Consider the following 22,566-nt stretch of genomic DNA (forward strand, 5'->3'; position numbering starts at 1 on the left):
TCCGTCCGTCGGTTGGTCCGTCGGTCCGTCCGTCGGCCGGTGGGACCGGCCGTCCGCGGGCACGCGCGTCCTCCGGCGGACCGACCGAAACGAGGAGAAGTCATGGCTGAAGCCGTCATCGTCGACGCCGCGCGCACGCCGGTCGGCCGCCGCAGGGGGGCGCTGTCCGGCCTGCACCCGGCCGAGCTGCTCGGCCTCGTCCAGAAGGGCCTGCTGGAGCGCACGGGGGTGGACCCGGCCGCGATCGGCCAGGTGGTCGGCGGCTGCGTCACCCAGGCGGGGGAGCAGTCGAACAACGTCACCCGCCAGGCCTGGCTGCACGCCGGCCTGCCGTACGGCACCGCCTGCACGACGATCGACTGCGCGTGCGGCTCCTCCCAGCAGGCCGTCCACCTGGTCGCCGGTCTGATCGCCTCCGGGGCGATCGACGCCGGGATCGGCTGCGGGATCGAGTCCATGAGCCGGGTCTTCCTCGGGCAGGCGATCACCCCGGAGACCGGCAGCCCCCGCCCGGAGGGCTGGTCGGTGGACCTGCCCGACCAGTTCACCGCCGCCGAGCGCATCGCGGAGCGGCGGGGCGTCACCCGCGCCGACACCGACGCCCTCGGCCTGGCCTCGCAGCGCCGGGCCGCCGCCGCGTGGGCCGAGGGGCGGTTCGACGGCCAGATCGTGCCGGTCGAGGCGCCCGTCGTGGGTCCGGACGGGCCGACGGGCGAGACGGCCCTCGTCACCCGCGACGAGGGCCTGCGTGAGACGAGCGCCGAGGCGCTGGCGAGGCTGAAGCCCGTCCTGCCCGGCGGCGTGCACACCGCCGGGACCACCTCGCAGATCAGCGACGGCGCCGCGGCCGTGCTCCTGACGAGCGCGGAGAAGGCCCGCGCCCTCGGGCTCCGGCCCCGGGCCCGCATCGTCGCCTCGGGCATGGTCGGCTCCGACCCCTACTACCACCTGGACGGGCCGGTGCAGGCCACCGAGCACGTGCTCCGCGCGGCCGGGATGGCGCTGTCCGACATCGACCTGGTGGAGATCAACGAGGCGTTCGCCTCGGTGGTGCTCTCCTGGGCCCAGGTCCACAAGGCCGACATGGACCGGGTCAACGTCAACGGCGGCGCGATCGCCCTCGGGCACGCGGTCGGCGCGACCGGCGCCCGGCTGCTCACCCAGGCCCTGCACGAGCTGGAGCGGTCGGACCGCTCGACCGCCCTGGTCACCATGTGCGCCGGCGGCGCCCACGCCACGGCCACCGTCATCGAGCGGATCTGACGGCTCCGTCGGCCCGGCCGCCGCATCCTCCCGCGCGCCTGCGCGGAGCAGGCCCCTTTGCGGCGTACGCGGCCGGTGACCCGGCGGACGACGTGTCCCTCACCGGCCGGGCAGGGCCTCCGGGTGGGCGTCCGCGACGAGCCCCGCCCCGGTCACCCGCACGGTGAGGGGGAAGAGCGCGTCCGGGTTCTCTTCGAGCCAGGCGAGCACGGCCTCGAGGCGCCGGGCGGGCCAGGCCAGGGAGGCGAGCAGGCGCGAGCCCGGCAGCGGGGCGCGGTGGCGCACGAGAGCCGCCAGGAGGACGGCGAGGTCGTCTCCGACCGGGTCGTCGGCGTTCGCGGCCGCCGCGTTCATGTCGGCGCCCAACCGCCGGAGGAAGTCGGTCATGGCGGTGAGCCGTTCACGGCCGACCGGACCGATCTCCGCGATGCCGAGGCAGCGGCGTGCGGCGGCCAGCCACCGCGTGTTCCGCTGCGCGTTCAGTTCGAGGACGCGGGACCAGACACGCGGTTCGAGGGAGTACCGGTCCTGACGGCCGACGGATTCGCGGTGCAGGACGGAGAGTCTCTCGAGGTATCCCACGGCCCGTGAGACGGTGCCGTGGGTGACCCCGAGCCGGCGGGAGAGCTGCGCGGCGGAGACCGGGGCTTCCGCGATGATGAGCGACGCGAGCACCGCGGACGCCGTTCGCGGCAGACCGCTGTCGTGGAACGGCGCGGACAGCGTCCGGATCGCGTCGGACGCGAGGGCGTCGCGCTCCGTCGCCGCGCCGGCCGGCCCGCGTCGTGTCGGTGGCGTGACGGAGCCGGACGGACGCGACGCGGCCACGTAGGCGGCGGTGCCGCCGGCGCGGCCCACCTCCCGGCTGACCGTCGACGTGGGTCTGCCCAGCCGACGTGCCACGGTGGCGTACGAGTCGCCGGCGGCCAGCCCGTCCGCGATCACTTTCCGTTCCCGGGCGGTGAGCCTGCGACCCGGCACCAGATCCCCTCTCCGTTGCAACAGAAGAACCGCGTGCAACGAACCCCTCGCTCGCGTTGCACCGGATCGGCCTCATGCAACTGCATTCTGAAGCAGACAACCGGACGACCCTATCGTTGCGGATCGCGGAAACAATCAATGCAACGGAGGTGGCACGCGTGCCCGGTCCCTCATCTTTCAGCCGGCGTCCCGCTCCCTCGACCGCGGGCCGCCTGCGGTCGGCGATCGAGGGCGGACGCCACTCCTGGGCGACATCGCTGGCGCTGCACCTGCTGCCCGGCGTGCCCATCGTCCTGGCCTACCTCCTGCTCACCGGACCGCTCGTCCGCGCCATCGGATACCCGCCGTTCCTGGCCTGGGTGCTGGCGATGTGCCTGGGCCTGGTTCCGGTGCAGCTCGGCACGCTCTTCTGGCTCGGCGCGCGTCCCGGCGGGCGCCGGTCGCTTCGCGGCGTCGTGGCCTACGCGGACAGGCCCATACGCCGGTGGCCGCTCGTCGGCGTGGTCACCGGACTGGTGCTGTGGACCTTCGTGGCCGGCAGCGTCGCCCAGCCCGTCGACCGCGTCCTGCAGGAGCGCGTGTTCGCCTGGCTCCCGTGGGCGTCAGAGGTCTCCGGCACGACGGGCGCCTTCACCGGCCATGCGGAATCGAAGGTCGTGACGACCCTCGCCGTGTCGCTGATCCTGTCGGGCGTGCTCGGCCCGGTGACCGAGGAGCTCTACTTCCGTGGATTCCTCCTGCCGAGGCTGCCGGCCGGCCGCTGGGCGCCCGCGGTGAACACCGCCCTGTTCTCCCTGTATCACTTCTGGACGCCGTGGCAGTTCTTCTCACGGGTCCTGCTCTTCCTGCCGGCCGTCTGGTGCACCTGGCGCGGGCGCGACCTGCGCGTGTCCCTGTGGGTCCACGTCATCGGCAACACGACCGGCCAACTGCTCGGCCTCATCGCCGTCACCGCCGGCCTGGCCTCGGGCTAGGCCGGGGATCAGCGAAGGAGTCCCCGGCCTCCTCGCCTGCTTCCGCGGGCCGGGCCTCCCGGGCGTCCCCGGCGCCCCCGTCGGTTCCGGCCGCTCGGTCGGTCTCGGTCGTTCCGCCGGTTCCGGCGGCGGAGCGCTCGACCGCGCGCCGGACCACCTTGCCGGTCGCGTTGCGGGGGAGGGGCTCGGCGGTGATCCGCCACCGGGCCGGGACCTTGAAGTAGGCCAGCCGCTCCGCGGCGTACGCCCGCAGCTCCTCCTCGCCGACCGCCCGGCGGCCGCCGGTGACGACCACCGCCGCGACCTCCTGGCCCAGGTCCGCGTGGGGCACGCCGACGACGGCGCACTCGCGGACGTCCGGGTGCTCGGCCAGGACGCCCTCCACCTCGGCGGGGTAGACGTTCTCCCCGCCGCGGATGATCAGGTCGGAGCGCCTGCCGGTGAGGCGGAGCCGTCCCCCCTCGACCGTGCCGACGTCGCCGGTGTGCAGCCACCGGTCCTCGCGCAGCGCGGTGCGGGTGGCCTCCGGGTCCCGCCAGTAGCCGAGCATGTTGAACGGGCTGCGCACGCAGACCTCGCCCTCCTCGCCCTCGGGCAGCGCGCGGCCGTCCGGGCCGCGGATCTCCAGCTGCACGGTCGCCACGGGGCGGCCCAGCGTGCCGGGCGCCTCCGCGTGGTCCGCGGGCGTGGCCACCGAGATCGCGGTCGAGGACTCGGTCAGCCCGTAGCTGTCGACCAGGGCGTGCCGCGCGACCGGGAGCGCCGCCCGCAGCCGCTCCTTGAACGCGGGCGAGGACGGCGCGGAGGCCAGGGCGAAGGCGGTCAGCGACGACAGGTCGTAGCCCGACAGGTCGCCGTGCCGGATCAGCCGGTGCGCCATGGTGGGCACCGCGCCCCAGTTGGTGACCCGCTCCCGCTCGATCAGCCGCAGCACCCGGTCCACGTCGAAGGCGCCCCGGTGCATGACGACGGCGCTGCCGGTCGCCAGGCGCGGCACGGCCAGGTTGTGCAGCCCGGCGATGTGGAACAGCGGCAGCGCCAGCAGGTACCGCCGGTCGGCCGGATCGGCCGGGTCGCCGAACGCGCGGGCCACGGCGTCGTTGAGCCGGTGGTACTCGATGACGGAGGTGAGGTTCCGGTGCGAGTGCACCGCCCCCTTCGGCCGGCCGGACGTCCCGCTGGTGTACAGGATGACCGCCGGGTCGTCCTCGGCGGCGCCGCACTCCGGCGGGACCGCGTCCGGGAACAGGGCGGCCAGGCGCGGGACGTCCTCCTCGGCGCTCAGGACGGCGGGGCCGCCCCGGACGCGGTTCCCGGCACCGTCCCGGGCGCGGTTCCCGGCACCGCCCCGCAGGCCGTTCCCGGTGCCGCCTCGCAGGCCGTCCCCGCCCGCCGCCCGCACGGCGTCCGCGACGGCAGCCGCCCGCTCGGCGTCCGCGACGACCACCTTCGGCTCGGTGTGCTCCAGCGCGTACGCGATCTCGCGCCGGGTCCACCAGGCGTTGCAGCCCACGGCGACGGCGCCCAGCGCGACCGCGGCCCAGAACGTGACGATCCAGGCGGGGGAGTTGGCCGCGACGATCGCGACGCGGTCGCCCGCGCGCACGCCGTACTCCTGCCGGAGCGCCCGCGCCAGCGACGCGGCCTGTGCGGCGTGCGCGGCGAAGCTCAGCCGCTCGTCCTCGGTCACCACGTAGTCGCGGTCGCCGAACCGGGCCGACGCGGCGAGCACCTCGCCGAGGTTCGCGTGCCGGTGGGCGAACACCCGCATCCGCGAGCCGAGCACCTCCTCCTCGGCCAGCTCGAACGCGCCGCCGGGGCCGGTCAGGCGCGCCATGATCTGCGCCGCGGCGGCGCGCGGATCCGCAGGTACGCTCATCGTCTTCCCCTCGTCCCGCCGGATCGAAGGCGCCGGCCGGCCCCCGGCCGACCCCGTCCGGCGCCGGCGGGCGCCGCCCGGGGGTCGGCCGCGGGCACCGTCCGGCACGCGCTTCCGGCCGCCCATTGTGACCGCCGACGGCGGCGCGGGACGCGGAGTCCCGGTCACCGGGACCGCCGCGCCGTCCGCCGGGGGCGTTCCCGGTGAGCGGGACCTCCGGTCCCCGCGGGAACGGCGCCGCCCCCACCATTGCGGGTGGGCGGCGGCTGCGGCGAGACGGGAGAGCGTGTGGGAAGCCTCGACGGGAAGACCGCGATCGTGACCGGAGCCGGGCAGGGCGTGGGGCGGGGCATCGCGCTCGCGCTCGCCTCGGAGGGCGCGTCCGTCGCGGGGCTCGGCCGGACCGCGGCCAAACTGGAGAAGACCTGCGCGCTGGTCCGCGAACGCGGGGCGGAGGCGGAGCCGTTCCCGTGCGACGTGAGCGACACCGACGCCGCCCCGGACGTCGTGGAGCGGGTGGCGGCCCGGTTCGGCGGGATCGACATCCTGGTCAACAACGCCTATACGGGCGCGTTCGGTCCGCTGCTCTCGATGAGCGACGACGACTTCCAGCGGGGCTTCCGCAACGGCCCCTTCGCGACCTTCGCGCTCATGCGGGCCTGCCACCCGCACCTGAAGCGGCGGGGAGGCGGCAACATCGTCAACCTGGTCAGCTCGGCCATGGTCCGCTGGGACCCCAGCACCTACGGCGCCTACGCCGCCGCCAAGCAGGCGATCCGGTCGCTGACCCGGACGGCCGCGGCGGAGTGGGGCGCCGACGGCATCCGCGTCAACTCCATCGCCCCGCACGCGCTCTCGCCGGGACTGCGGTGGTGGATGGAGGCCAACCCCGCCGAGGCGGAGGAGTTCCGCAGGACGATCCCGCTCGGCTACGTCGGCGACTGCGAGGAGGACATCGGGCGGGCGGTGGCGGCGCTCGTCGGCCCGGGCATGCGCTACCTCACCGGCGCCACCGTCCCGCTCGACGGCGGGCAGGCGAACTTCGGATGACGGCCGCGCCGGAGTACGGGACGGGCACGGCGCGGACCTGCGCACGGACGGGCACGGCGCGGACCTGCGCACGGACGGGCACGGCGCGGGCCCATGCACGGCGCGGGCACGCGGTTCATCACCCCTGACACGACGACGGGCGGCGTCCCGAGAAGGAGAGCGGACATGGACCTGCGGGAGACCGCCGAGCAACGGCGGCTCCGCACGGAGCTGCGGAGCTACTTCGCGGACCTGCTGCCGGAGGACGAGCGCCGCCGCGCCGGAGAGGAGGGCGTGGGCGGGGACCGCTTCCGCGAGGTGGTCCGCCGGCTCGGCGCCGACGGCTGGCTCGGCCTCGGCTGGCCGGTCGAGTACGGCGGGCGGGGCCGGTCGGCCGAGGACCAGTACGTGTTCTTCGACGAGGTCCAGCGGGCCGGGATCCCGTTCCCGTTCGTCACCGTCAACACGGTCGGCCCCACGCTGATGCGCCACGGCTCGGAGGAGCAGCGCCGGCGCTTCCTGCCCGGCATCCTCTCCGGTGAGATCGTCTTCGCCATCGGCTACACCGAACCCGGCGCCGGCACCGACCTGGCGTCGCTGACGACCCGCGCGGTCCGCGACGGCGACGAGTTCGTCGTCGACGGGGCCAAGGTCTTCACCAGCGGGGCGAACACCGCCGACCACATCTGGCTGGCCTGCCGTACCGACCCCGGCGCCCCGAAACACCGGGGCATCTCGATCCTGATCGTTCCCACGAGCGCCCCCGGCTTCTCCTGGAGCCCCATCCGGACGGTCGGCGGGATGACCGTGACCGCCACCTACTACAGCGGCGTGCGGGTGCCCGCGAGCGCGGTCGTCGGCGAGGTCGACGGCGGCTGGAACCTGATCACGACCCAGCTCAACCACGAGCGGATCGGCCTGGCCGCGCTCGGCGGGCGGATGATCCGGCTCTGGGAGGACGTCCTCGCGTGGGCCGGAGAGAACGGCGCGCTCGACCTGCCCTGGGTGCGGCGCGACCTGGCCCGCGCGCACGCCCGATTGGAGGCGATGCGCCTGCTGAACTGGAAGATGGCCGGCGCGGTCGAGCGGGGCGGGCTCTCCGGCGCGGACGCGGGCGCGGCCAAGGTCTACGGCACTGAGACCCACATCGACGTGCAGCGGACCCTGACCGGGATCCTCGGCGCGGCCGGCCGGATCCGCCCGGAGTCGCCCGGCGCCGCGCTCGCCGGGCAGATCGAGCAGCTCTCCCGGCAGGGCATCGTCAACACCTTCGGCGGCGGCGTCAACGAGGTCCTGCGGGACATGGTCGCCACCCAGGGGCTGGGCCTGCCCCGGCGGGGACGCGGCGCATGAGCGGGCGGACCGGCGGACCGGCGGCGTCCGCGGCACCGGGCTCCGCGGCGCCGGGGGACCGCGCGGGCGACTACGAGGAGCGGCTGCAGGCGTTCACCGGACGGGAGCTGACCCCGCTCCGGCCCGGCCCGGACCCGGTGAACCTGCCGATGATCCGGCACTGGGCCGAGGCGATGGAGGACGGCAACCCGGTCCACCTCGACGAGGCGGCGGCCCGCGCCACCGGCAGGCCCGGCGTCGTCGCCCCCGCCTCCATGGTCCAGGTCTGGACGATGCCGGGGTACGCCGCGACGGTGACGGCGCCGTCGCGGGACCGGGCGGGCGAGGTCTACGGCGAACTGCTCGCGCTGCTGGAGGAGGGCGGGTACACCTCGGTGGTGGCGACCGACTCGGAGTTCGAGTTCCGCCGGGAGCTCGTCCCCGGAGACCGCGTCGGCGTCGAGGAGGTCGTGGAGTCGGTCTCCCCGGAGAAGACCACCGCCTTGGGCGCGGGGCGTTTCGTGACCACGCTGAAGACCTACCGCGACGGCGGCGGCGAGGTCGTGGCCGTCCAGCGCTGGCGCATCCTGTGGTTCGATCCCGCGCGGAGACGCACCCCGGCCCCGGACGGGGGAGCCCGGGAGCGGGCCGGGGAGCGGGCCGGGAAACCCGCACGGGAGCCCGGCGGCACCCCCGCGGGACGGTCCGGCGCGCCGCGGCCCCGGCCCGCGCTCAACCGGGACAACGCCTTCTGGTTCGAGGCCGCGCGCGAGCACCGGCTGGTGATCCAGCGCTGCGCCGGGTGCGAGACCCTCCGGCACCCGCCCGGTCCCTGCTGCCCGCGGTGCGGCTCCTTCGACTGGGACACCGTCGAGGCCTCCGGTCGCGGCCACGTCTACAGCTACGTGGTCAACCACCACCCGCGCCACCCCGCCTTCGCGTTCCCGCTGCTCGTCGCGCTCGTCGAGCTGGCCGAGGGCACCCGGCTCATCACCGGCCTGGCCGGCGTCGCCCCCGAGGCCGTCGAGATCGGCATGCCCGTCGTCCTCGACTGGATCGACCCCGACCCCGATCTGTCGCTCCCGGTGTTCCGGCCGGCCGAGCAGGAGGAGCAGTGATGGACTTCACCCTCGGCGAGGAGCTGGAGGCGGTCCGCGACCTGGCGCGGGAGGTCTTCGCCGACCGCGCCGCCACCGACCGGGTCCGCGCCGTCGAGGGCTCCCCGGACCGGATCGACGAGGACCTCTGGACCGAACTGGCCAAGACCGGCCTGCTCGGCGTCGCCCTGCCCGGAGAGTACGGCGGCGCCGGGCTGGGACCGGCTGGGCTCTGCGTCCTGCTGGAGGAGCAGGGCCGCCGGGTGGCCCCCGTACCGGTCTGGCCGGCGCTCGTCGGCGCGCTCGCGATCGCCGCGCACGGTACGGCGGGGCAGCGCCGCGCCCTGCTGCCGGGGATCGCGGACGGATCGGCGCGGCTCACCGTGGCCCTGGAGGAGTTCGGTCCGCACGACCCGCGCGAGCCGCGGTGCACGGCCCGGCCGGACGGCGCCGCGGACGGCGGCTGGCGGCTGACGGGCGTGAAGGCGGTCGTGCCCTCGCCCGCCGGGGCCGCCCACGTGCTCGTCTCCGCGGCCACCGGGACCGGCCCCGGCCTGTTCCTGCTCGCCGCCGGGTCCGCCGGGTCCGCCGGGTCCGCCGGGTCCGCCGGGTCCGCCGGGACCGGAGGATTCGGAGGGGTCCGAGGGGCGGAGGGGATCGCCTGGGAACGGGCCGAGACCACGAGCCGCGACCTCGCGGGAAACCTGGTGCTGACCGGCGCGGCGGCGCAGGCGGTCGGCCTGCCCGGGGACGGGGCCGTCGGCCGCACCGTCGAGCTCGCCACCGTGGCCCTGGCCGCCCTCCAGCTGGGCGTCGCCGAGGGCGCGCTGCGGCTGGCCGTCGGCCACCTCGCCGCACGGGAGCAGTTCGGCCGCCCGCTGGCCGCGTTCCAGGCGGTCCAGCACCAGCTCGCCGACTGCTACATCGAGATCGACGCCATGCGGGTCTGCCTCTGGCAGGCGGTCTGCGCGATCGAGGAGGATCCCGCGGCGGCGGCCGTACCGGTCGCGGTCGCGCAGTGGTGGGCCGCGGAGGCCGGACTGAACGTGGTCCACCGGGTCCAGCACGTGCACGGCGGGATCGGCGTCGACGTCGACTACCCGGTGCACCGCCACTTCCTGTGGGGGCGGCAGACCGCCGGAACCCTGGGCGGGGCGAGCGCCGTGCTGGCCCGGCTCGGCGACGCGCTGGCGGACGGGAGGGCGGCGTCGTGACCCCGCCGCGCTCCAGGACCTACGACGAGGTCGCGGTGGGCGACACGCTGGAGGAGCTGGCGATCCCGCTGACCAGGACCATGATCGTCGCCACCGCGATCGCCACCCGCGACTACCAGGACGTGCACCACGATCCCGCGCTGGCGGTCACCCGGGGCTCGAAGGACGTCTTCATGAACATCCTGACCACCAACGGCCTGGTCGAACGGTTCGTCACCGCGTGGGCGGGTCCGGCGGCCGTCGTCACGGCCATCCGGATCCGGCTCGGCGCGCCGAACCACCCGGGGGACACCATGGTGCTGACCGGTGCCGTCACGGCCAAGGAGGACGGGGACGGCCGGGTCGAGGTGGCCGTCCGCGGGGACAACGGCCTGGGCGCCCACGTGACGGGCACCGTGGTCGTCCGGCTCCCGCGGGCCGGCGGCTCCTCCGGAGCCGGTACCGCCGGGCGGGACGACCGGCCCCCGGAGGAGCGTCCGGTCCCGGAAGGGCGTCCGGCCCCGGACGCCGATCCGCGGGGCGGGGAGCGCCGCTCCGGCGAGGAGGGCTCCGCATGACCCGGCACGATCGTCCCGGGCCGCTCTCCGGCGCCGCCGCGATCGCCGGCATCGGCGCCACCGAGTTCTCCAAGGACTCCGGGCGCAGCGAGCTCCGGCTGGCCTGCGAGGCGGTGCTGGCGGCCGTCGCCGACGCCGGGCTGCAGCCGTCCGACGTCGACGGGCTGGTGACGTTCACCGCCGACACCAACTCCGAGATCCACGTCGCCCGCAGCACCGGCATCGGCGAGCTGCGGTTCTTCTCGCGCGTCGGATACGGCGGCGGGGCCGCCTGCGGCACCGTGCAGCAGGCCGCGATGGCCGTCGCCGCCGGCGTCGCCGACGTCGTCGTCTGCTACCGCGCCTTCAACGAGCGCTCCGGCGTGCGCTACGGCCTCGGCCAGGCGGACCGGCCGACGGACACCGGCGCCGACGGCGCGGCCTACTCCTGGATGACCCCGTTCGGCCTGTCCACCCCCGCCCAGTGGGTCGCGATGTTCGCCCGCCGCTACATGCACGAGTACGGCGCTACCAGCGAGGACTTCGGCCGGGTCGCCGTGGTGGACCGGCGGCACGCGGCGACCAACCCGGCCGCCTGGTTCCACGGGCGGCCGATCACCCTCGCCGACCACCAGGCCTCCCGCTGGATCGCCGAGCCGCTGCGCCTGCTGGACTGCTGCCAGGAGACCGACGGCGGCCAGGCACTGGTCGTCGTCTCCGCCGAGCGGGCCCGCGACCTGCCGCACCCGCCCGCGGTCGTCCGCGCCGCGGCGCAGGGCTCGGGAGCCGACCAGCACATGATGACCAGCTACTACCGGCCGTCGATCACCGGCATCCCGGAGCTGGGGCTGGTCGGCCGGGAGCTGTACGCGCAGAGCGGCCTGCGCCCGGACGACGTCGGCGCGGCGGTCCTCTACGACCACTTCACCCCGCTGGTGCTCCCGCAGTTGGAGGAGCTCGGCTTCTGCGCTCGGGGGGAGGCCCGGCACTTCATCGCCGACGGGCACCTGGAACTCGGCGGGCGGCTGCCCTGCAACACCCACGGCGGCCAGCTCGGCGAGGCGTACCTGCACGGCATGAACGGCATCGCCGAGGCCGTGCGCCTGGTCCGCGGCACCTCGGTCAACCAGCCCGGCGCTCCCGGCGACGTGATCGTCACCGCGGGCACGGGCGTGCCCACCAGCGGGCTCATCCTGGGCCCGGACGCGTGAGCGGGCTCATCCTGGGCCCGGACGCGTGAGCGGGCTCATCCTGGGCCCGGACGCGTGAGCGGGGCGGCCACCGCCGGCGATGGTCACTCTCGCCGGTGGTGCGCGAGCAGCCGGGCGAGCAGGAGGGTCAGGGTCTGCCTGTCCTCGGCCTGGAGCGGTTCGAGCAGCGCGTCCTGCGCCCTGTCGAGCGCGTGGTCCATGCGCCGCAGCTGCCGGGCGCCCGCCGCGGTGAGGGTCACCAGGTTGCGCCTGCGGTCGTCCGGGTCCGGCGTCCGCTCGACGAACCCCCGCTCGGCCAGTTCGTTGATCGCCGCCACGACGTCGCTGCGGTCCATGTTGCCCCGGCGGCCGAGTTCGGCCTGGCTGGCCGCTCCGAACTCGTCCAGCGCGGCCAGGATGCGGTAGTGGTACCCGCGCGCCCCCACCTCGCCGAAGCCGTCGGACGCCAGCCGGTGGGCGTGCACCGCCAGCTGGGTGAGCAGCCAGCTCGGCTTCGCGGCCAGGCGCGCGGGTGTCTCTTCCACGGCGACCACCCTACATCGTTGGCGCGGCCAATTAATCTGTGTACAGTTGGCTCCACCAACGTTGGGAAGGCCAACGTTGGCGACGCCAATGAGTGAATCCCCTGGAGTGAAGACCATGATCGAGCCGTTCCGCATCGACGTCCCCCAGGCCGACCTCGACGACCTGAGGGACCGGCTCTCCCGCACCCGCTGGCCCAACGAGGTCGCCGACGCCGGGTGGGACTACGGCTTCCCGCTGGCGCGGCTCAAGGAGCTGGCCGAGTACTGGCGCACCGGCTACGACTGGCGTGCGCACGAGGCCGAACTCAACAGGCTTCCGCACTTCACCACCGAGATCGACGGCCAGAACATCCACTTCGTCCACGTCCGCTCCCCGCGGCCGGACGCGCTCGCGCTGATCCTCACGCACGGCTGGCCCGGTTCGTTCCTGGAGTTCCTCGACGTGATCGAGCCGCTGTCGCGCGACTTCCACCTGGTGATCCCGTCCATCCCGGGCTTCGGCTTCTCCGGGCCGACCCGCGAGCGCGGCTGGGACGTCGTCCGGGTCGCGCGGGCCTGGGCCGAACTGATGCGCCGGCTCGGGTACGAGCGCTACGGCGCGCAGGGCGGCGACTTCGGCGCGGGCATCTCGACGGCGCTCGGCGGGGTCGCGCCCGAGCAGGTCGTCGGGGTGCACATCAACTACCTGCCGACCCGGCCGGTCCCGGACTCCGGCATCGAACTGTCCGAGACGGACGAAGCCCGGCTGGACAAGATCCGGCGGTTGATGGCGAACCGCCCGCCGTACCAGGCTCTGCAGTCCACCACCCCGCAGACCATCGGCTACGCGCTGACCGACTCGCCGGTCGGCCAGCTGGCCTGGATCGCCGAGCGCTTCGCGCAGTGGACGGACCCGCGCTCGCCGATCAGCGACGAACGGATGCTCACCGACATCTCGCTGTACTGGCTGACCGCCACCGCGGCCTCCTCGGCGCGGCTGTCGCGTGAGACGCCGCGGGGGGCCGAGCCGTGCCCGGTGCCGGTCGGCGTGGCGGTGTTCGCGCACGACATCACGCAGTCGGTGCGACCGCTGGCCGAGCGGCTGTACGACATCAGGCACTGGTCGGAGTTCGACCGCGGCGGCCACTTCGCCGCGATGGAGGTGCCGGAGCTGCTCGCCGAGGACGTCCGGGAGTTCTTCCTCACCCGTACGGCCCGTACGGAAGCCGGGAGCGCGAAAACCGATGGACGGGCCGCCCCGGCGCTGGAATAGTCCCCGCTGTGACCGCCTCCTCCCCTCCCCCCTTCCGGCCCGTCGCGCTGGCCGGCGGCCTCACCCTGCGGGAGGCGCGCCCGGCGGACCGCGAGCAGATCGGCGCGCTCCTCGCCGAACGGGGCGAACCCGTCGACGCCCTCGACCACCGCCTGGTCGTGACGGACCCCGACGCCGGCTGGCCGTCCTGCGCCGTGGTCGTCGACGGCGACCGGGTCGTCTCCACCGCGACGCTCCTCGACGAGGAGCTGCGCATCGGCGGCGTCCGCCTGCCCGCGGGCCAGGTCGAACTGGTCGCCACCGACCGCGGATACGAAGGACGCGGACTGGTCCGGGCGCTCATGCGATGGGCCCACGACCGCTCCGCCGCCCGCGGCCACGTCGTTCAGATCATGATCGGGATCCCGTACTTCTACCGGCTGTTCGGCTACGAGTACGCCATCGACATACCGCCGGCCATGACCGTGCACACCCCGCCGCCCGGCGGGGAGGCGTCCGCGCTCCGCGCCGCCCGCCCCGCCGACGTCCCCGCCATGACGGCCCTGCAGGAGGCGGCGCAGCAGCGGTTCGACGTGGCGCTGCCGCATTCGGCGGCCTGCTGGCGGTGGCTGCTGGCCCATGAGGCGAGCAGCACCTGGGTGGTCGAACGCGCAGGCGCCGTCGTCGCCACCGGGCGCACCACGCCCCCCGGCGACGAGGTCGTCCTGGCCGAGGGCGCCGCGCTGGACGAGGCGGCGGCACGGGAGCTGCTCCGCGGCGTCACCGCCCTGGCGCCCGGGGGCCGGGTGCGAGCCGTCCACCGGGCCGGCACCGTGACCGCCGCCGCCTGGCGGGAGTTCCTCACCTGCGAACCGCGTGAGCAGGCGGAGCAGTACTACGTCCGCATCCCGGACGCCGCGGCGCTGCTCGACCGGCTGCGGCCGCTGCTCTGGCAGCGCCTCACCGCGGCAGGGGCGGAGCGCCCCGGCCGCGACATCGTCATCTCCACCTTCGGCGCCCACCACCGGATCCCGGTCCGCGCCGACGGCCTCGGCGAGGTCGTCACCGGCGGTGCGATGCAGGGGCCCGGAGCCGTGGGGGGCGCCGGGGTGGCGCCCGACCACCTGCCCGCCCTGCTGTTCGGCCCGCGGGGCATCGAAGGGCTGAGCCGGATCCGCCCCGACGTCTACACCGGGGAGAAGGAGCTGTTCCAGGTGCTCTTCCCCCCGCTCACCGCGGACGTGCTCAGCTACTACCTGCCGTACTAGCCGGCGGTCCGTCGACCTGGAGCCCGACTTCTCCGAGTCCTGAGAGACTCAGATCCTCTTCTGGGCGTACGCGTACATGGCATCTCCCAGGAAATCGACCATCTCGGGATGGTAGGAATTGTGGAATTCCTTCATGGCGGAGTCCTCCGAATAGAGGAGCGCCATGCCGATATAGGCATTCCTGGTCGGGACGTAGAAGCGGGAGGCTATCGCGAAGTGCCTCTCGATGAACGACTGGATGCGGTCATCCGCCGGTTGCGCCCCCTCTAGGCGGCTCGCCAGCTCACTATAGAGATCATGCCAGTCCTTGTGGACTTGATCCTTGTCGACATGGGCCCAGCCGCCGGTGGCCGACAGGCTCCGCTCCTGCTCCTCGGCCAGGGATCTCCGGCAGAGATCCGCATACTGTTCGTCCATGTCCTTGATGCCTGTCAATTTATTCACGCCTTTCCGGCGAAAGAATTCCTGGAGTGGCTGCCGGATCGCCAACGATGATCGGCCACCGGGCCATGACGAACCATGGCATGCCGAAACCAGGTTGACAAACGGTTTACCAGCGCGGGAGGGGACGGTGGGCGGCCCCCGGCGCTGCGTCGCTCAAAGCACGCGGACGGCTCGTCGGGCTGGACCCGGACCCGGCGGCGCTCGCGCGGGCCCGGCGGCGCACCGACATCGAGTGGGTGCGGGGCACGGCCGCCGAGGCGTCCTGGGACCGGGAGTTCGACCTGGCGACGATGGTCAGCCACGCGTTCCAGTGCCTGGTGGGCGACGACGAACGGCGCGCCTCCCTCACCGCGATCCGGGCGGCGGGCCCCGTCACCGGCGGCAGCCGTGAGATCGTCACCCTCGCGCGCCGCATCTGAGCTCCGCCCCGGGGTCGTTCAGGTCGCCCGGGGGCGGGTCACGACGTAGCGGGCGGGGAACTCGCCGCCGCCGTGCACCGCGATGTCCGCGCCGGTGACGTAGGACGACAGGCCGCTCGCCAGGTAGAGGCAGGCGCCCGCCACGTCGCCGGGTGCCGCCATCCGGCCCATCGGGATCACCTCCGCGACCGCGGCGCCGCCGTCCTCGCCGTACGCCTGCGCCGCGGCCTCGGTGCGGACGAGACCGGTGGTGATGTGGTTGACCCGGACCTTCGGCGACCATTCGAGCGCCAGCGCCCGGGTGAGCGCCAGCAGTCCCGCCTTGGCGGCGGAGTAGGCGGCGATGCCCGGCTGCGGGTCGTGGGCGGCGACGCTGCCGATGTTGACGATCGCACCCCCGTTCTCCTGACCCTGCATGATCCGGTTGGCCGGCTGCGCCACGTGGAACGGGGCGAGCAGGTTCAGGTCCACGACCCTGGCGACGAAGCGCGGCGAGACCGTCGCCGCGTCCGCCGACGGCGAGCCCCCGGCGTTGTTGACGAGCACGTCGAGCCGGCCGAGCAGGTCCGCCGTACGCTCCACCAGCTCCGCGGCCGCCGCGGCGTCCCGGACGTCGGCGGCGAGGAAACGGGCGGTCCGGCCGCCCGCGCCGGGCGGGGCCGCCGGCTCGGTGCGCCCGCAGACGACCACCTCGGCCCCGGCCGCGAGGAACGCCTCCGCGATCGCGGACCCGATGCCCCTGGTCCCGCCGGTGACCAGCACCGCCCGGCCGGTGAAGTCCATCGCCGTGCCCGCAGTGCCCGCCACAGTGCCCGCCACAGTGCCCGCCACAGTGCCCGCCGCAGTGCCCGCCGCAGTGCCCGCCGCAGTGCCCGCCGCAGTGCCCGCCGCAGTGTTCATCGCCGTGTTCGTCGCCATGCCCGTCGCGTCCCTCCCGAGAGCGGCCCTTCCGGTCCCGGGGAGGGTACGGCCGCGCGCCGGGGGACCGGGCGGCGCGTACCGGTCACCGGGACGGCCGCCCGCACGTCCGGGGGCCGGGCGGCACCATGGGCCCCACGAACCGCTCTCCGGCGGATCCGGGCGGAGGCGGACGGACTCCGGCGGACTTCCGCGGAAGGAGGGGGAGGCCCATGAACGAGAACGGCGCACTGACCATCCCGCGCGTCCTGGACCGCGCCGCGCGCGACTTCCCGGAGACCGAGGCCGTGGTGGACGGACCGGTCCGGGTGACGTACCGGGAGCTGCGCGACCGGGTCCGCGGAGCGGTCCGGGCCTTCGCCGCGTCCGGCGTCGGGCGGGGGGACCGGATCGCCGTCTGGGCGCCGAACAGCCTGGAGTGGATCGTGACCGCGCTGGGCGCGGTGGGCGCCGGGGCGGTCCTGGTCCCGGTCAACACCCGCTACAAGGGCGAGGAGGCGCGGTGGGTGCTGGCCCGGAGCCGGGCGCGGGCGCTCTTCGTCGAGGACGGCTTCCTCGGCAACGACTACCTGGCCATGCTCGGCGCGGAGGCCGGGAAGGGACGCGCGCGCCCCGACGCCGCGGGCGGGAACGGGGCATGGGACGGAGGCGGAGCCGGGGGCGGGAACGGAGCCGGGGGCGGTCGGCCGATTCCGGAGCTGCCGGATCTCGCCGCCGTGGTCGCGTTCGACCGCGAGGACCGGCCCGGGACCGCGAGCTGGGAGGCGTTCCTGGCCGCGGGGGCCTCCGTCCCGGAGGAGGACGCGGCGGCCCGGATGGCGTCGGTGGCCCCCGGGGACGTCGCGGACGCGCTCTTCACCTCCGGCACGACGGGCAGGCCCAAGGGGGTCATGTGCACCCACGGCCAGAACGTCCGGACCTACGAGGCGTGGTGCGGCCGGACCGGGTTGTCCGCGGGGGACCGGTACCTCATCGTCAATCCCTTCTTCCACTGCTTCGGCTACAAGGCGGGCGTGCTGGCCTGCCTGCTGCGAGGGGCGACGATGGTGCTCCAACCGGTGTTCGAGCCCGGCGAGACGATGCGGCTGGTCGAGGCCGAGCGGATCACCGTCCTGCCCGGACCGCCGACGGTCTACACGACGATGCTGGACGCGCCGGAGCGCTCCCGGTACGACCTGTCCTCGCTCCGGCTCGCGGTGACCGGCGCCGCGACGGTCCCGGTCGCGCTGGTCGCGCGCCTGCGGGCCGAGCTCTTCCCGCAGGTCGTCACGGCGTACGGGCTCACCGAGTCGTGCGGCACGGTCACCTCCTGCTCCCTCGGCGACGACGACGCGACCGTGGCCGGCACCTCCGGCCGCCCCATCGAGGGCGTGGAGGTGAAGGTGGCCGACGGCGGGGGCCGGCCGGTCCCGGCGGGGGAGGACGGCGAGATCCTCGTCCGGGGGCACAACGTGATGCTCGGCTACCTCGACGACCCCGGGGCGACCGCGGAGGCGGTCCGGGACGGCTGGCTGGTGACCGGCGACCGGGGCCGCCTCGACGCGCGCGGCAACCTGACGGTCACCGGCCGGTCGAAGGACATGTTCACGGTCGGCGGGTTCAACGTCTATCCGGCCGAGGTCGAGCAGGTCCTCGCCCGGCACGGGGCGGTCGCCGAAGCGGCCGTGGTGGGCGTCCCCGACGCGCGGCTGGGCGAGGTCGGCCGCGCCTACGTGGTGCTCCGGCCCGGCGCCGCCGTCTCCCCGGAGGAGCTCGTCGCGCACTGCCGGGCGGCGCTGGCGAACTTCAAGGCGCCCCGGGAGGTGCGCGTCGTCGACGGCCTCCCGCGCAACGCGGCGGGCAAGGTGCAGAAGGACGCGCTCCTCGACGACCCGACGCCTCGGCGCAACGGGCCGCCGCCGGCCGCCTCGGCGTGACCGAGCCGCCGGTGATCCGCCACGTGGCGTTCGCGCCCTACGCCTCCCCTGAGCGCTTCCTGTGCCCGGGCGCCTCTCCCCAGGGCCCGGGCACAGGAAGCGCGGCCTGCGGAGCACAGCGGAACCGCAGGAGGAAACGGTGCCGGCGTTCGTGATCGGTGCCGCCGGACGATTGTGCCGGACCGGCCCGACGGGGCGCGTCCTGCGTCCGGTTGAAAGGCGGCCTGCGACTTCCGCGGTATACGGCTACCGCGGAAGTCGCAGGCGCACCACCCGCTCGGTACGCACCCTCTCCGCCCAGTCCAGCCGGTTACCCGCGAACTCACCCGGCCGCAGGTGCGTCCACTCAAGTCCGGACTTCTCCACAGCCCGTTCGACGACCTGGTAGCCGCTCCCGAACGCGTCGTTGTCGGCCTCCGCTCCGGACAAGACCACCACCCGCCGGACGCCGGCCCGCTTCGCTGTCGCGACGACATCGGAGATCGCGTGCGAAACGGGGAACAGGTACATCCGCTCGACGCCCCGCAGGGCGGCCCGCAGCGACTCCGGCCGCTGATCCCTTGAGACCGCCATCGTTTCCGGCCTCTCTGTCACGCGTCGGCGAAGCCGGGCCCGATCTTGTCGCCGACGAGCTGGGCGCCGCCGGCCGGGCCCTGGCGCGGGTTGAGGCACGGGAGCACGGTCCTTGCTACGAGCCTCCCTATCGCGGGCGTGACGCGTGCGGCGGAGTTCGGGCTACTTCGGCTGCCAGCGGCCGATCTTCTTGGAGACGAGGGCGGCGCCGATGCGCTCGTAGAAGCGTTGCGCGGACATGTTGACCTCGGCCACCTCCCAGCGGATCACCTTGCCGTCGGCGGCTTCGGCGGCGGCGCGCATCAGCCGTTCTCCCACGCCGTTGCCGCGTTCGGCGCCGGTCACGTACAGGTCGTCCAAGTGGAGGTAATCCTGGCCGGACCAGAAGCTGATGCGCTGCAGCCAGGAGACGTAGCCGACGGCCCGCCCGTCCCGCTCGGCGATCAGGTAGGTGATCTCCGGGCGGGTGAGCATCCGCTTCAGGTCGTCGACGCTTACCGTGACGCCCCAGATCTGGTCTTGGTGCTCGGCCAACCCGTGGATGAGGTCGTGCACGGTGGAGGCGTCATCGGGCGTGGCGCGTCGGATCACAATCACGGTGGTCCTTCCAGATGAGGGTTCAGAGGGCGGGTTGGGGCGATGTGCGCTTCATCATGAACAGCAAGAGCGGGGGCAGGACCAGTACGCCCAGGCCGAGCCGCTGTTTCACGCCGGCGCGCGGGCCGGAGCCGGTGTCCGCGGTCGTCACGAGTCGTCCTCTCGGTCGTCGGGCTGGGGAGGCGTTATGCCTCCCCAGTGACGGTTGGGGTGGTCTGACAGCCGGGGGATCCGCCGAGTAAGCCAACACGGTACGGGGGTTAGGTATCTAGATGAGCAGAAGAAACGGTACCCCTGCCAGGTATAGATGGGATAGACGGATCCGGCGGAAAGCGTTCGGGCGGCGGGCTCAGCCGTGTTCGGCGTGCTGGCCGTGGTCGGTGACCTGGGCGTCGAACCACGCGTGCAGCGCTGTGATCAGGGACGCCTCGGTGGTGGTGTAGGTGATCTGGGCGCCGGCGGGCAGTTCGGCGTAATCGATGGCGATGCGGTCGTGGCCTTGTTCAAGCTCGCGCAGGCCCGGCATGTCGTCGCCGTGGATGGAGGCGGGGTCGCCGTAGTCGCCCTTGCTGAAGCCCGCCGCCTCCTCGGCCAGGTGCTCGCGGATCAGGGCGACCTGCTCGGCGTCGGCCGGATGGTCGGAGGTGACGGTCTGCACGCCGCCATCGGCGGACTTGGCGAAGCGGTGCGTGGTGCGCTCCAGGTCGAACGGCATCACCTGCCGGCTCCTGGCCGCGATCTCGGCCTGCCGGGCGGCCTGCGCCTGCTGCTCACCCCGGTCGATGAGTATGTACGCCGTCGTGGCGACGACGATGAGCGCGAGCACCGTGATGAGCGTCTGGGTGCGTCGATTCTCACGTTTCATCGATGGCCTCCGTGAGGATGGTCGGGGCGCGCAGCACGTCGGCGCGTTCGCCCTGGGGGACACGGTCTAAAACGGCGGAGAACCGCTTGGTCCTGGCCTCGGCCGGCCGACCTGCGGCCTGCACCCCGTGCGGGGTGAGCCGGACCGGCACGCCGCGCCCGTCGTCGGGTGCGGGGGTGCGCTCGGCCCGGCCGCGGTTGATGGGCTGCGTGACCAGGCGGCTGGTGGTGCTCTTCTCCAGCCGGAGCCGGTGCGCCGGCTCGCTCTGGCGTAATGAGCCGTCCCTGGCCGGTTCGCCCAGCGCGTGGGCCTCCGAGGTCGGGACGGGCTGCCCGCAGGGGGTCCGGTCGGGCTGGTGGAGGCCGAAGGCTCGGACGAAGCGGGCCACGGCCTCCTGGAGTTCGCGATCATCCGCCATGGTTCGACCGTACAACTAGATAGTTGTTTATCGCAACCAGATGGCCGACCCGGACAACTGGACGTGATCCTCATCATGGCGGGAGCCCGAGATGTGATCACCAGAGTGATCCCGCAAGCGCGCACGGGGGAAGGCCGGTTTCAGGTCGTCGGTGGTGTTCCAGCCGGCATGGTCATGGTGCAGGTGGGTGTTGACCACGGTGTCCACGGTGGCGGGCTCGATGCCGGCCTCGGCGAGGGTGGTCGTCCATCGGGAGGTGAAGCCGGGGAAGGGGCCTCTTTTCCCCTGCTTGCCACCGCCGAGGCAGGTGTCGACCAGGATCGTGGTTCCGGCGCCCAGGATGGCGAAGCCGGCGACGACCATCGGCTCGCGCATGCCGTCCATCGCGAGCAGTCGTTCGAGGTCCGCCGCCGGCAGGTGGGGGAACAGCCGCTCGGGCGGCAGGACGTGACCGGCCGCGTCGATCAGCGGGACGACGGTGCGCCGCCCGACGGTGACGGGCGCAGGCTGGGGCGGGACGTACAACGACATGGGCTGCTCCTGATCCGGTGGGGGTTCCTCGGCTGAACTGAGGCGTCCCGGTAGGAGTTACCGGTGGTCAGGGGTGACGGCAATCGCCGAACAGGTCCCGACCGTTCACAAGCGCACACCTGGCGGCTGTCTGTTCGGGAACCGGGATCCGCTGTGCCGAGGGCTGCCACCCCCCTCGCGGGCCCCTGCCAATGCCGCCGCGACGCCTTTCGTCAGCACCGTACGGAAGACGGCGTCCATCCGTGCGGGAGTCTCGGCCGTGCCGTCCTCCACCCAGCGGGTGAGCAGGGCCATGAACGCGCCGGCGGCGCAGGTGACGGCCAGGTCCAGGTCAGCGGGAGCAGGGGTGTCCGACGGCAGGGCGGCCAGCAGTTCGGTACGGATGATCGATGACAGGCCGTACCGGATACGGGCGTGCACGGCCGCTCCTCCGCGCGGCCCCAGCAAGGCGCGGACCAGGTGCCGCTGCTCGTCGACGTGCTCCAGCAAGGGCAGACTGAACGCGAACATCTCCTCCGGCGTGGCCGGCCGAGCGGATCCCAACTGGTCGACGAGTTCGTCGATGGTGTGGAACAGGACGTCCTGCTTGCCGGTGAAGTGGGAGTAGAAGGTCGAGCGGCCGATGTCGGCTCGCTCGATCAGGTCGGTGACGGTGACGGCGTCGTAGCCCTTGTCCGCGATCGCGTCGACCAGGGCGTCTTGTACGGCTCGCCGGGTGCGGCGCACCCGGCGGTCGAGTCCGTCCATGGGTCTCCGTCTCGTCGTCGGCCGGTCGGGGGATCAGTGGTGGTAGGCGTGGACGACGGCGTGCCCCTTGCCGCGGCCGATGATCCACTTGTTGACCGGAGTGGTGACGAGGAAGGCCACCAGGAAGGCGAAGGCGAGGGCGCCCCAGAACAGGCCGGTGGTCAGGCCGGCGTCCATGGCGCCGGGGATCACCAGCATGACGCCGTTGTCGACGATCTCCATGACGATGATCGAGACGGTGTCGGCGGCCAGCGCCAGCTTGATCGCGGTGCCCCGGTTCACGCCGGCCCGGCGCAGCGGGATCAGGGTGAGCAGGTAACCGAAGAAGAAGGCCAGGGCGACGGCCAGGATGATGGTGGGCGCGGTGGACCAACCCAGGGCGGTGCCGATCACCAGGCCGAGGACCTCGCCGATCGCGCAGCCGGTCAGGCAGTGCAGGGTGGCCGAGGCGGCCGTTTTCCAGGTGGTCTTCTGAGCATGGCCCGCGTGGGCGCGGTGGTCGTGTCCCCCGTGTCCGTGGTGTCCCTCCGGCGGCCCATGACCGTGGTGCGTCTCGTGCCCTGAGTGGTGCGTCGGTTCCGACACGGTGAGCTCCTTCG

Annotated in this window: 24 protein-coding genes and 1 pseudogene; 12 read left to right on the top strand and 13 right to left on the bottom strand. The window is 73.9% G+C overall.

What is annotated here, in order from left to right:
• Positions 1–102: 102 nt before the first annotated feature.
• Positions 103–1,263, top strand: coding sequence for a steroid 3-ketoacyl-CoA thiolase (locus tag HS045_RS27590; protein WP_196454381.1), 1,161 nt, complete (start codon positions 103–105; stop codon positions 1,261–1,263).
• Positions 1,264–1,362: 99 nt separating this feature from the next.
• Here HS045_RS27590 and HS045_RS27595 read toward each other — a convergent pair whose 3' ends face one another.
• Positions 1,363–2,244, bottom strand: a complete 882-nt coding sequence (locus HS045_RS27595) for a GbsR/MarR family transcriptional regulator (protein WP_196454382.1) — start codon at positions 2,242–2,244, stop codon at positions 1,363–1,365.
• 158 nt (positions 2,245–2,402) lie between these two features.
• Here HS045_RS27595 and HS045_RS27600 point away from each other — a divergent pair, with 158 nt between their 5' ends.
• On the top strand, positions 2,403–3,218 hold the full coding sequence (locus HS045_RS27600) for a CPBP family intramembrane glutamic endopeptidase (protein ID WP_196454383.1): 816 nt from the start codon (positions 2,403–2,405) through the stop codon (positions 3,216–3,218).
• Here HS045_RS27600 and HS045_RS27605 read toward each other — a convergent pair.
• On the bottom strand, positions 3,193–5,097 hold the full coding sequence (locus HS045_RS27605) for a class I adenylate-forming enzyme family protein (RefSeq protein ID WP_196454384.1): 1,905 nt from the start codon (positions 5,095–5,097) through the stop codon (positions 3,193–3,195). The genes HS045_RS27600 and HS045_RS27605 overlap by 26 nt on opposite strands.
• 288 nt (positions 5,098–5,385) lie before the next feature.
• On the opposite strand from HS045_RS27605, the gene HS045_RS27610 reads away from it, so the two are divergent.
• From HS045_RS27610 to HS045_RS27635, 6 genes are all read left to right on the top strand, one after another.
• Entirely contained in the window at positions 5,386–6,147 is a 762-nt protein-coding gene (locus HS045_RS27610; protein WP_196454385.1) for an SDR family NAD(P)-dependent oxidoreductase, read from the top strand.
• 165 nt (positions 6,148–6,312) lie between these two features.
• On the top strand, positions 6,313–7,479 hold the full coding sequence (locus tag HS045_RS27615; RefSeq protein WP_196454386.1) for an acyl-CoA dehydrogenase family protein: 1,167 nt from the start codon (positions 6,313–6,315) through the stop codon (positions 7,477–7,479).
• The gene (locus tag HS045_RS27620) at positions 7,476–8,576 is read left to right on the top strand and encodes a bifunctional MaoC family dehydratase N-terminal/OB-fold nucleic acid binding domain-containing protein (RefSeq protein WP_196454387.1); all 1,101 of its coding nucleotides are present in this window, start codon (positions 7,476–7,478) and stop codon (positions 8,574–8,576) included. Before HS045_RS27615 ends, HS045_RS27620 begins: the two co-directional genes overlap by 4 nt.
• Positions 8,576–9,769: an acyl-CoA dehydrogenase family protein gene (locus HS045_RS27625; RefSeq protein WP_196454388.1), complete on the top strand. Its 1,194-nt coding sequence runs from the start codon at positions 8,576–8,578 to the stop codon at positions 9,767–9,769. Before HS045_RS27620 ends, HS045_RS27625 begins: the two co-directional genes overlap by 1 nt.
• Positions 9,766–10,326 carry a MaoC/PaaZ C-terminal domain-containing protein gene (locus HS045_RS27630; protein WP_307827752.1) on the top strand — a complete coding sequence of 187 codons (561 nt, stop codon included), beginning with the start codon at positions 9,766–9,768 and terminating at the stop codon, positions 10,324–10,326. Before HS045_RS27625 ends, HS045_RS27630 begins: the two co-directional genes overlap by 4 nt.
• A complete protein-coding gene (locus HS045_RS27635) occupies positions 10,323–11,516 on the top strand; it encodes a lipid-transfer protein (RefSeq protein WP_196454389.1) in 1,194 nt (397 codons plus the stop codon). The genes HS045_RS27630 and HS045_RS27635 overlap by 4 nt, the downstream gene beginning before the upstream one ends.
• Positions 11,517–11,599: 83 nt before the next feature.
• Here the strand turns inward: HS045_RS27635 and HS045_RS27640 are convergent, their stop codons facing one another.
• Positions 11,600–12,040, bottom strand: coding sequence for a MarR family winged helix-turn-helix transcriptional regulator (locus HS045_RS27640; protein WP_196454390.1), 441 nt, complete (start codon positions 12,038–12,040; stop codon positions 11,600–11,602).
• A gap of 115 nt (positions 12,041–12,155) precedes the next feature.
• Between HS045_RS27640 and HS045_RS27645 the strand changes: the two genes are divergently transcribed.
• Positions 12,156–13,292: an epoxide hydrolase family protein gene (locus HS045_RS27645; protein ID WP_230884847.1), complete on the top strand. Its 1,137-nt coding sequence runs from the start codon at positions 12,156–12,158 to the stop codon at positions 13,290–13,292.
• A gap of 8 nt (positions 13,293–13,300) precedes the next feature.
• Complete coding sequence (locus tag HS045_RS27650) at positions 13,301–14,539, top strand: GNAT family N-acetyltransferase (RefSeq protein ID WP_196454391.1); 1,239 nt, start codon at positions 13,301–13,303, stop codon at positions 14,537–14,539.
• 48 nt (positions 14,540–14,587) lie between these two features.
• Here the strand turns inward: HS045_RS27650 and HS045_RS27655 are convergent, their stop codons facing one another.
• Positions 14,588–14,974 (bottom strand): TipAS antibiotic-recognition domain-containing protein, encoded by a 387-nt coding sequence (locus HS045_RS27655; RefSeq protein WP_230884848.1) that lies wholly within the window; start codon positions 14,972–14,974, stop codon positions 14,588–14,590.
• A gap of 137 nt (positions 14,975–15,111) precedes the next feature.
• Between HS045_RS27655 and HS045_RS27660 the strand changes: the two are divergent.
• Positions 15,112–15,402 (top strand): annotated as a pseudogene (locus HS045_RS27660) (methyltransferase domain-containing protein); the annotation flags it as partial.
• A gap of 18 nt (positions 15,403–15,420) precedes the next feature.
• Here the strand turns inward: HS045_RS27660 and HS045_RS27665 are convergent.
• Positions 15,421–16,320 carry an SDR family oxidoreductase gene (locus HS045_RS27665; RefSeq protein ID WP_307827754.1) on the bottom strand — a complete coding sequence of 300 codons (900 nt, stop codon included), beginning with the start codon at positions 16,318–16,320 and terminating at the stop codon, positions 15,421–15,423.
• 212 nt (positions 16,321–16,532) lie between these two features.
• On the opposite strand from HS045_RS27665, the gene HS045_RS27670 reads away from it, so the two are divergent.
• Positions 16,533–18,236, top strand: a complete 1,704-nt coding sequence (locus HS045_RS27670; protein WP_196454393.1) for an AMP-binding protein — start codon at positions 16,533–16,535, stop codon at positions 18,234–18,236.
• Positions 18,237–18,482: 246 nt separating this feature from the next.
• Here the strand turns inward: HS045_RS27670 and HS045_RS27675 are convergent, their stop codons facing one another.
• The 8 genes from HS045_RS27675 to HS045_RS27705 all read right to left on the bottom strand — a co-directional run bounded on the left by HS045_RS27675 (position 18,483) and on the right by HS045_RS27705 (position 22,552).
• A complete protein-coding gene (locus HS045_RS27675; protein WP_196454394.1) occupies positions 18,483–18,809 on the bottom strand; it encodes an NAD(P)H-binding protein in 327 nt (108 codons plus the stop codon).
• A gap of 162 nt (positions 18,810–18,971) precedes the next feature.
• The gene (locus tag HS045_RS27680) at positions 18,972–19,406 is read right to left on the bottom strand and encodes a GNAT family N-acetyltransferase (protein WP_196454395.1); all 435 of its coding nucleotides are present in this window, start codon (positions 19,404–19,406) and stop codon (positions 18,972–18,974) included.
• Positions 19,407–19,428: 22 nt separating this feature from the next.
• On the bottom strand, positions 19,429–19,557 hold the full coding sequence (locus HS045_RS35620) for a hypothetical protein (RefSeq protein WP_255531936.1): 129 nt from the start codon (positions 19,555–19,557) through the stop codon (positions 19,429–19,431).
• Positions 19,558–19,755: 198 nt separating this feature from the next.
• Entirely contained in the window at positions 19,756–20,271 is a 516-nt protein-coding gene (locus HS045_RS27685) for a hypothetical protein (RefSeq protein WP_196454396.1), read from the bottom strand.
• Positions 20,261–20,689, bottom strand: coding sequence for a MarR family winged helix-turn-helix transcriptional regulator (locus HS045_RS27690; protein ID WP_196454397.1), 429 nt, complete (start codon positions 20,687–20,689; stop codon positions 20,261–20,263). Before HS045_RS27690 ends, HS045_RS27685 begins: the two co-directional genes overlap by 11 nt.
• Before the next feature lie 27 nt (positions 20,690–20,716).
• A complete protein-coding gene (locus HS045_RS27695) occupies positions 20,717–21,220 on the bottom strand; it encodes an MBL fold metallo-hydrolase (RefSeq protein ID WP_196454398.1) in 504 nt (167 codons plus the stop codon).
• A gap of 105 nt (positions 21,221–21,325) precedes the next feature.
• Positions 21,326–21,967 (bottom strand): TetR/AcrR family transcriptional regulator, encoded by a 642-nt coding sequence (locus tag HS045_RS27700; protein WP_196454399.1) that lies wholly within the window; start codon positions 21,965–21,967, stop codon positions 21,326–21,328.
• A gap of 33 nt (positions 21,968–22,000) precedes the next feature.
• Positions 22,001–22,552 carry a DUF4396 domain-containing protein gene (locus HS045_RS27705; RefSeq protein ID WP_196454400.1) on the bottom strand — a complete coding sequence of 184 codons (552 nt, stop codon included), beginning with the start codon at positions 22,550–22,552 and terminating at the stop codon, positions 22,001–22,003.
• Between the last annotated feature and the right edge of the window lie 14 nt (positions 22,553–22,566).

It is taken from the genome of Planomonospora sp. ID82291 (assembly GCF_015711645.1).
In the GTDB taxonomy this organism is placed as follows: Bacteria; Actinomycetota; Actinomycetes; order Streptosporangiales; family Streptosporangiaceae; genus Planomonospora.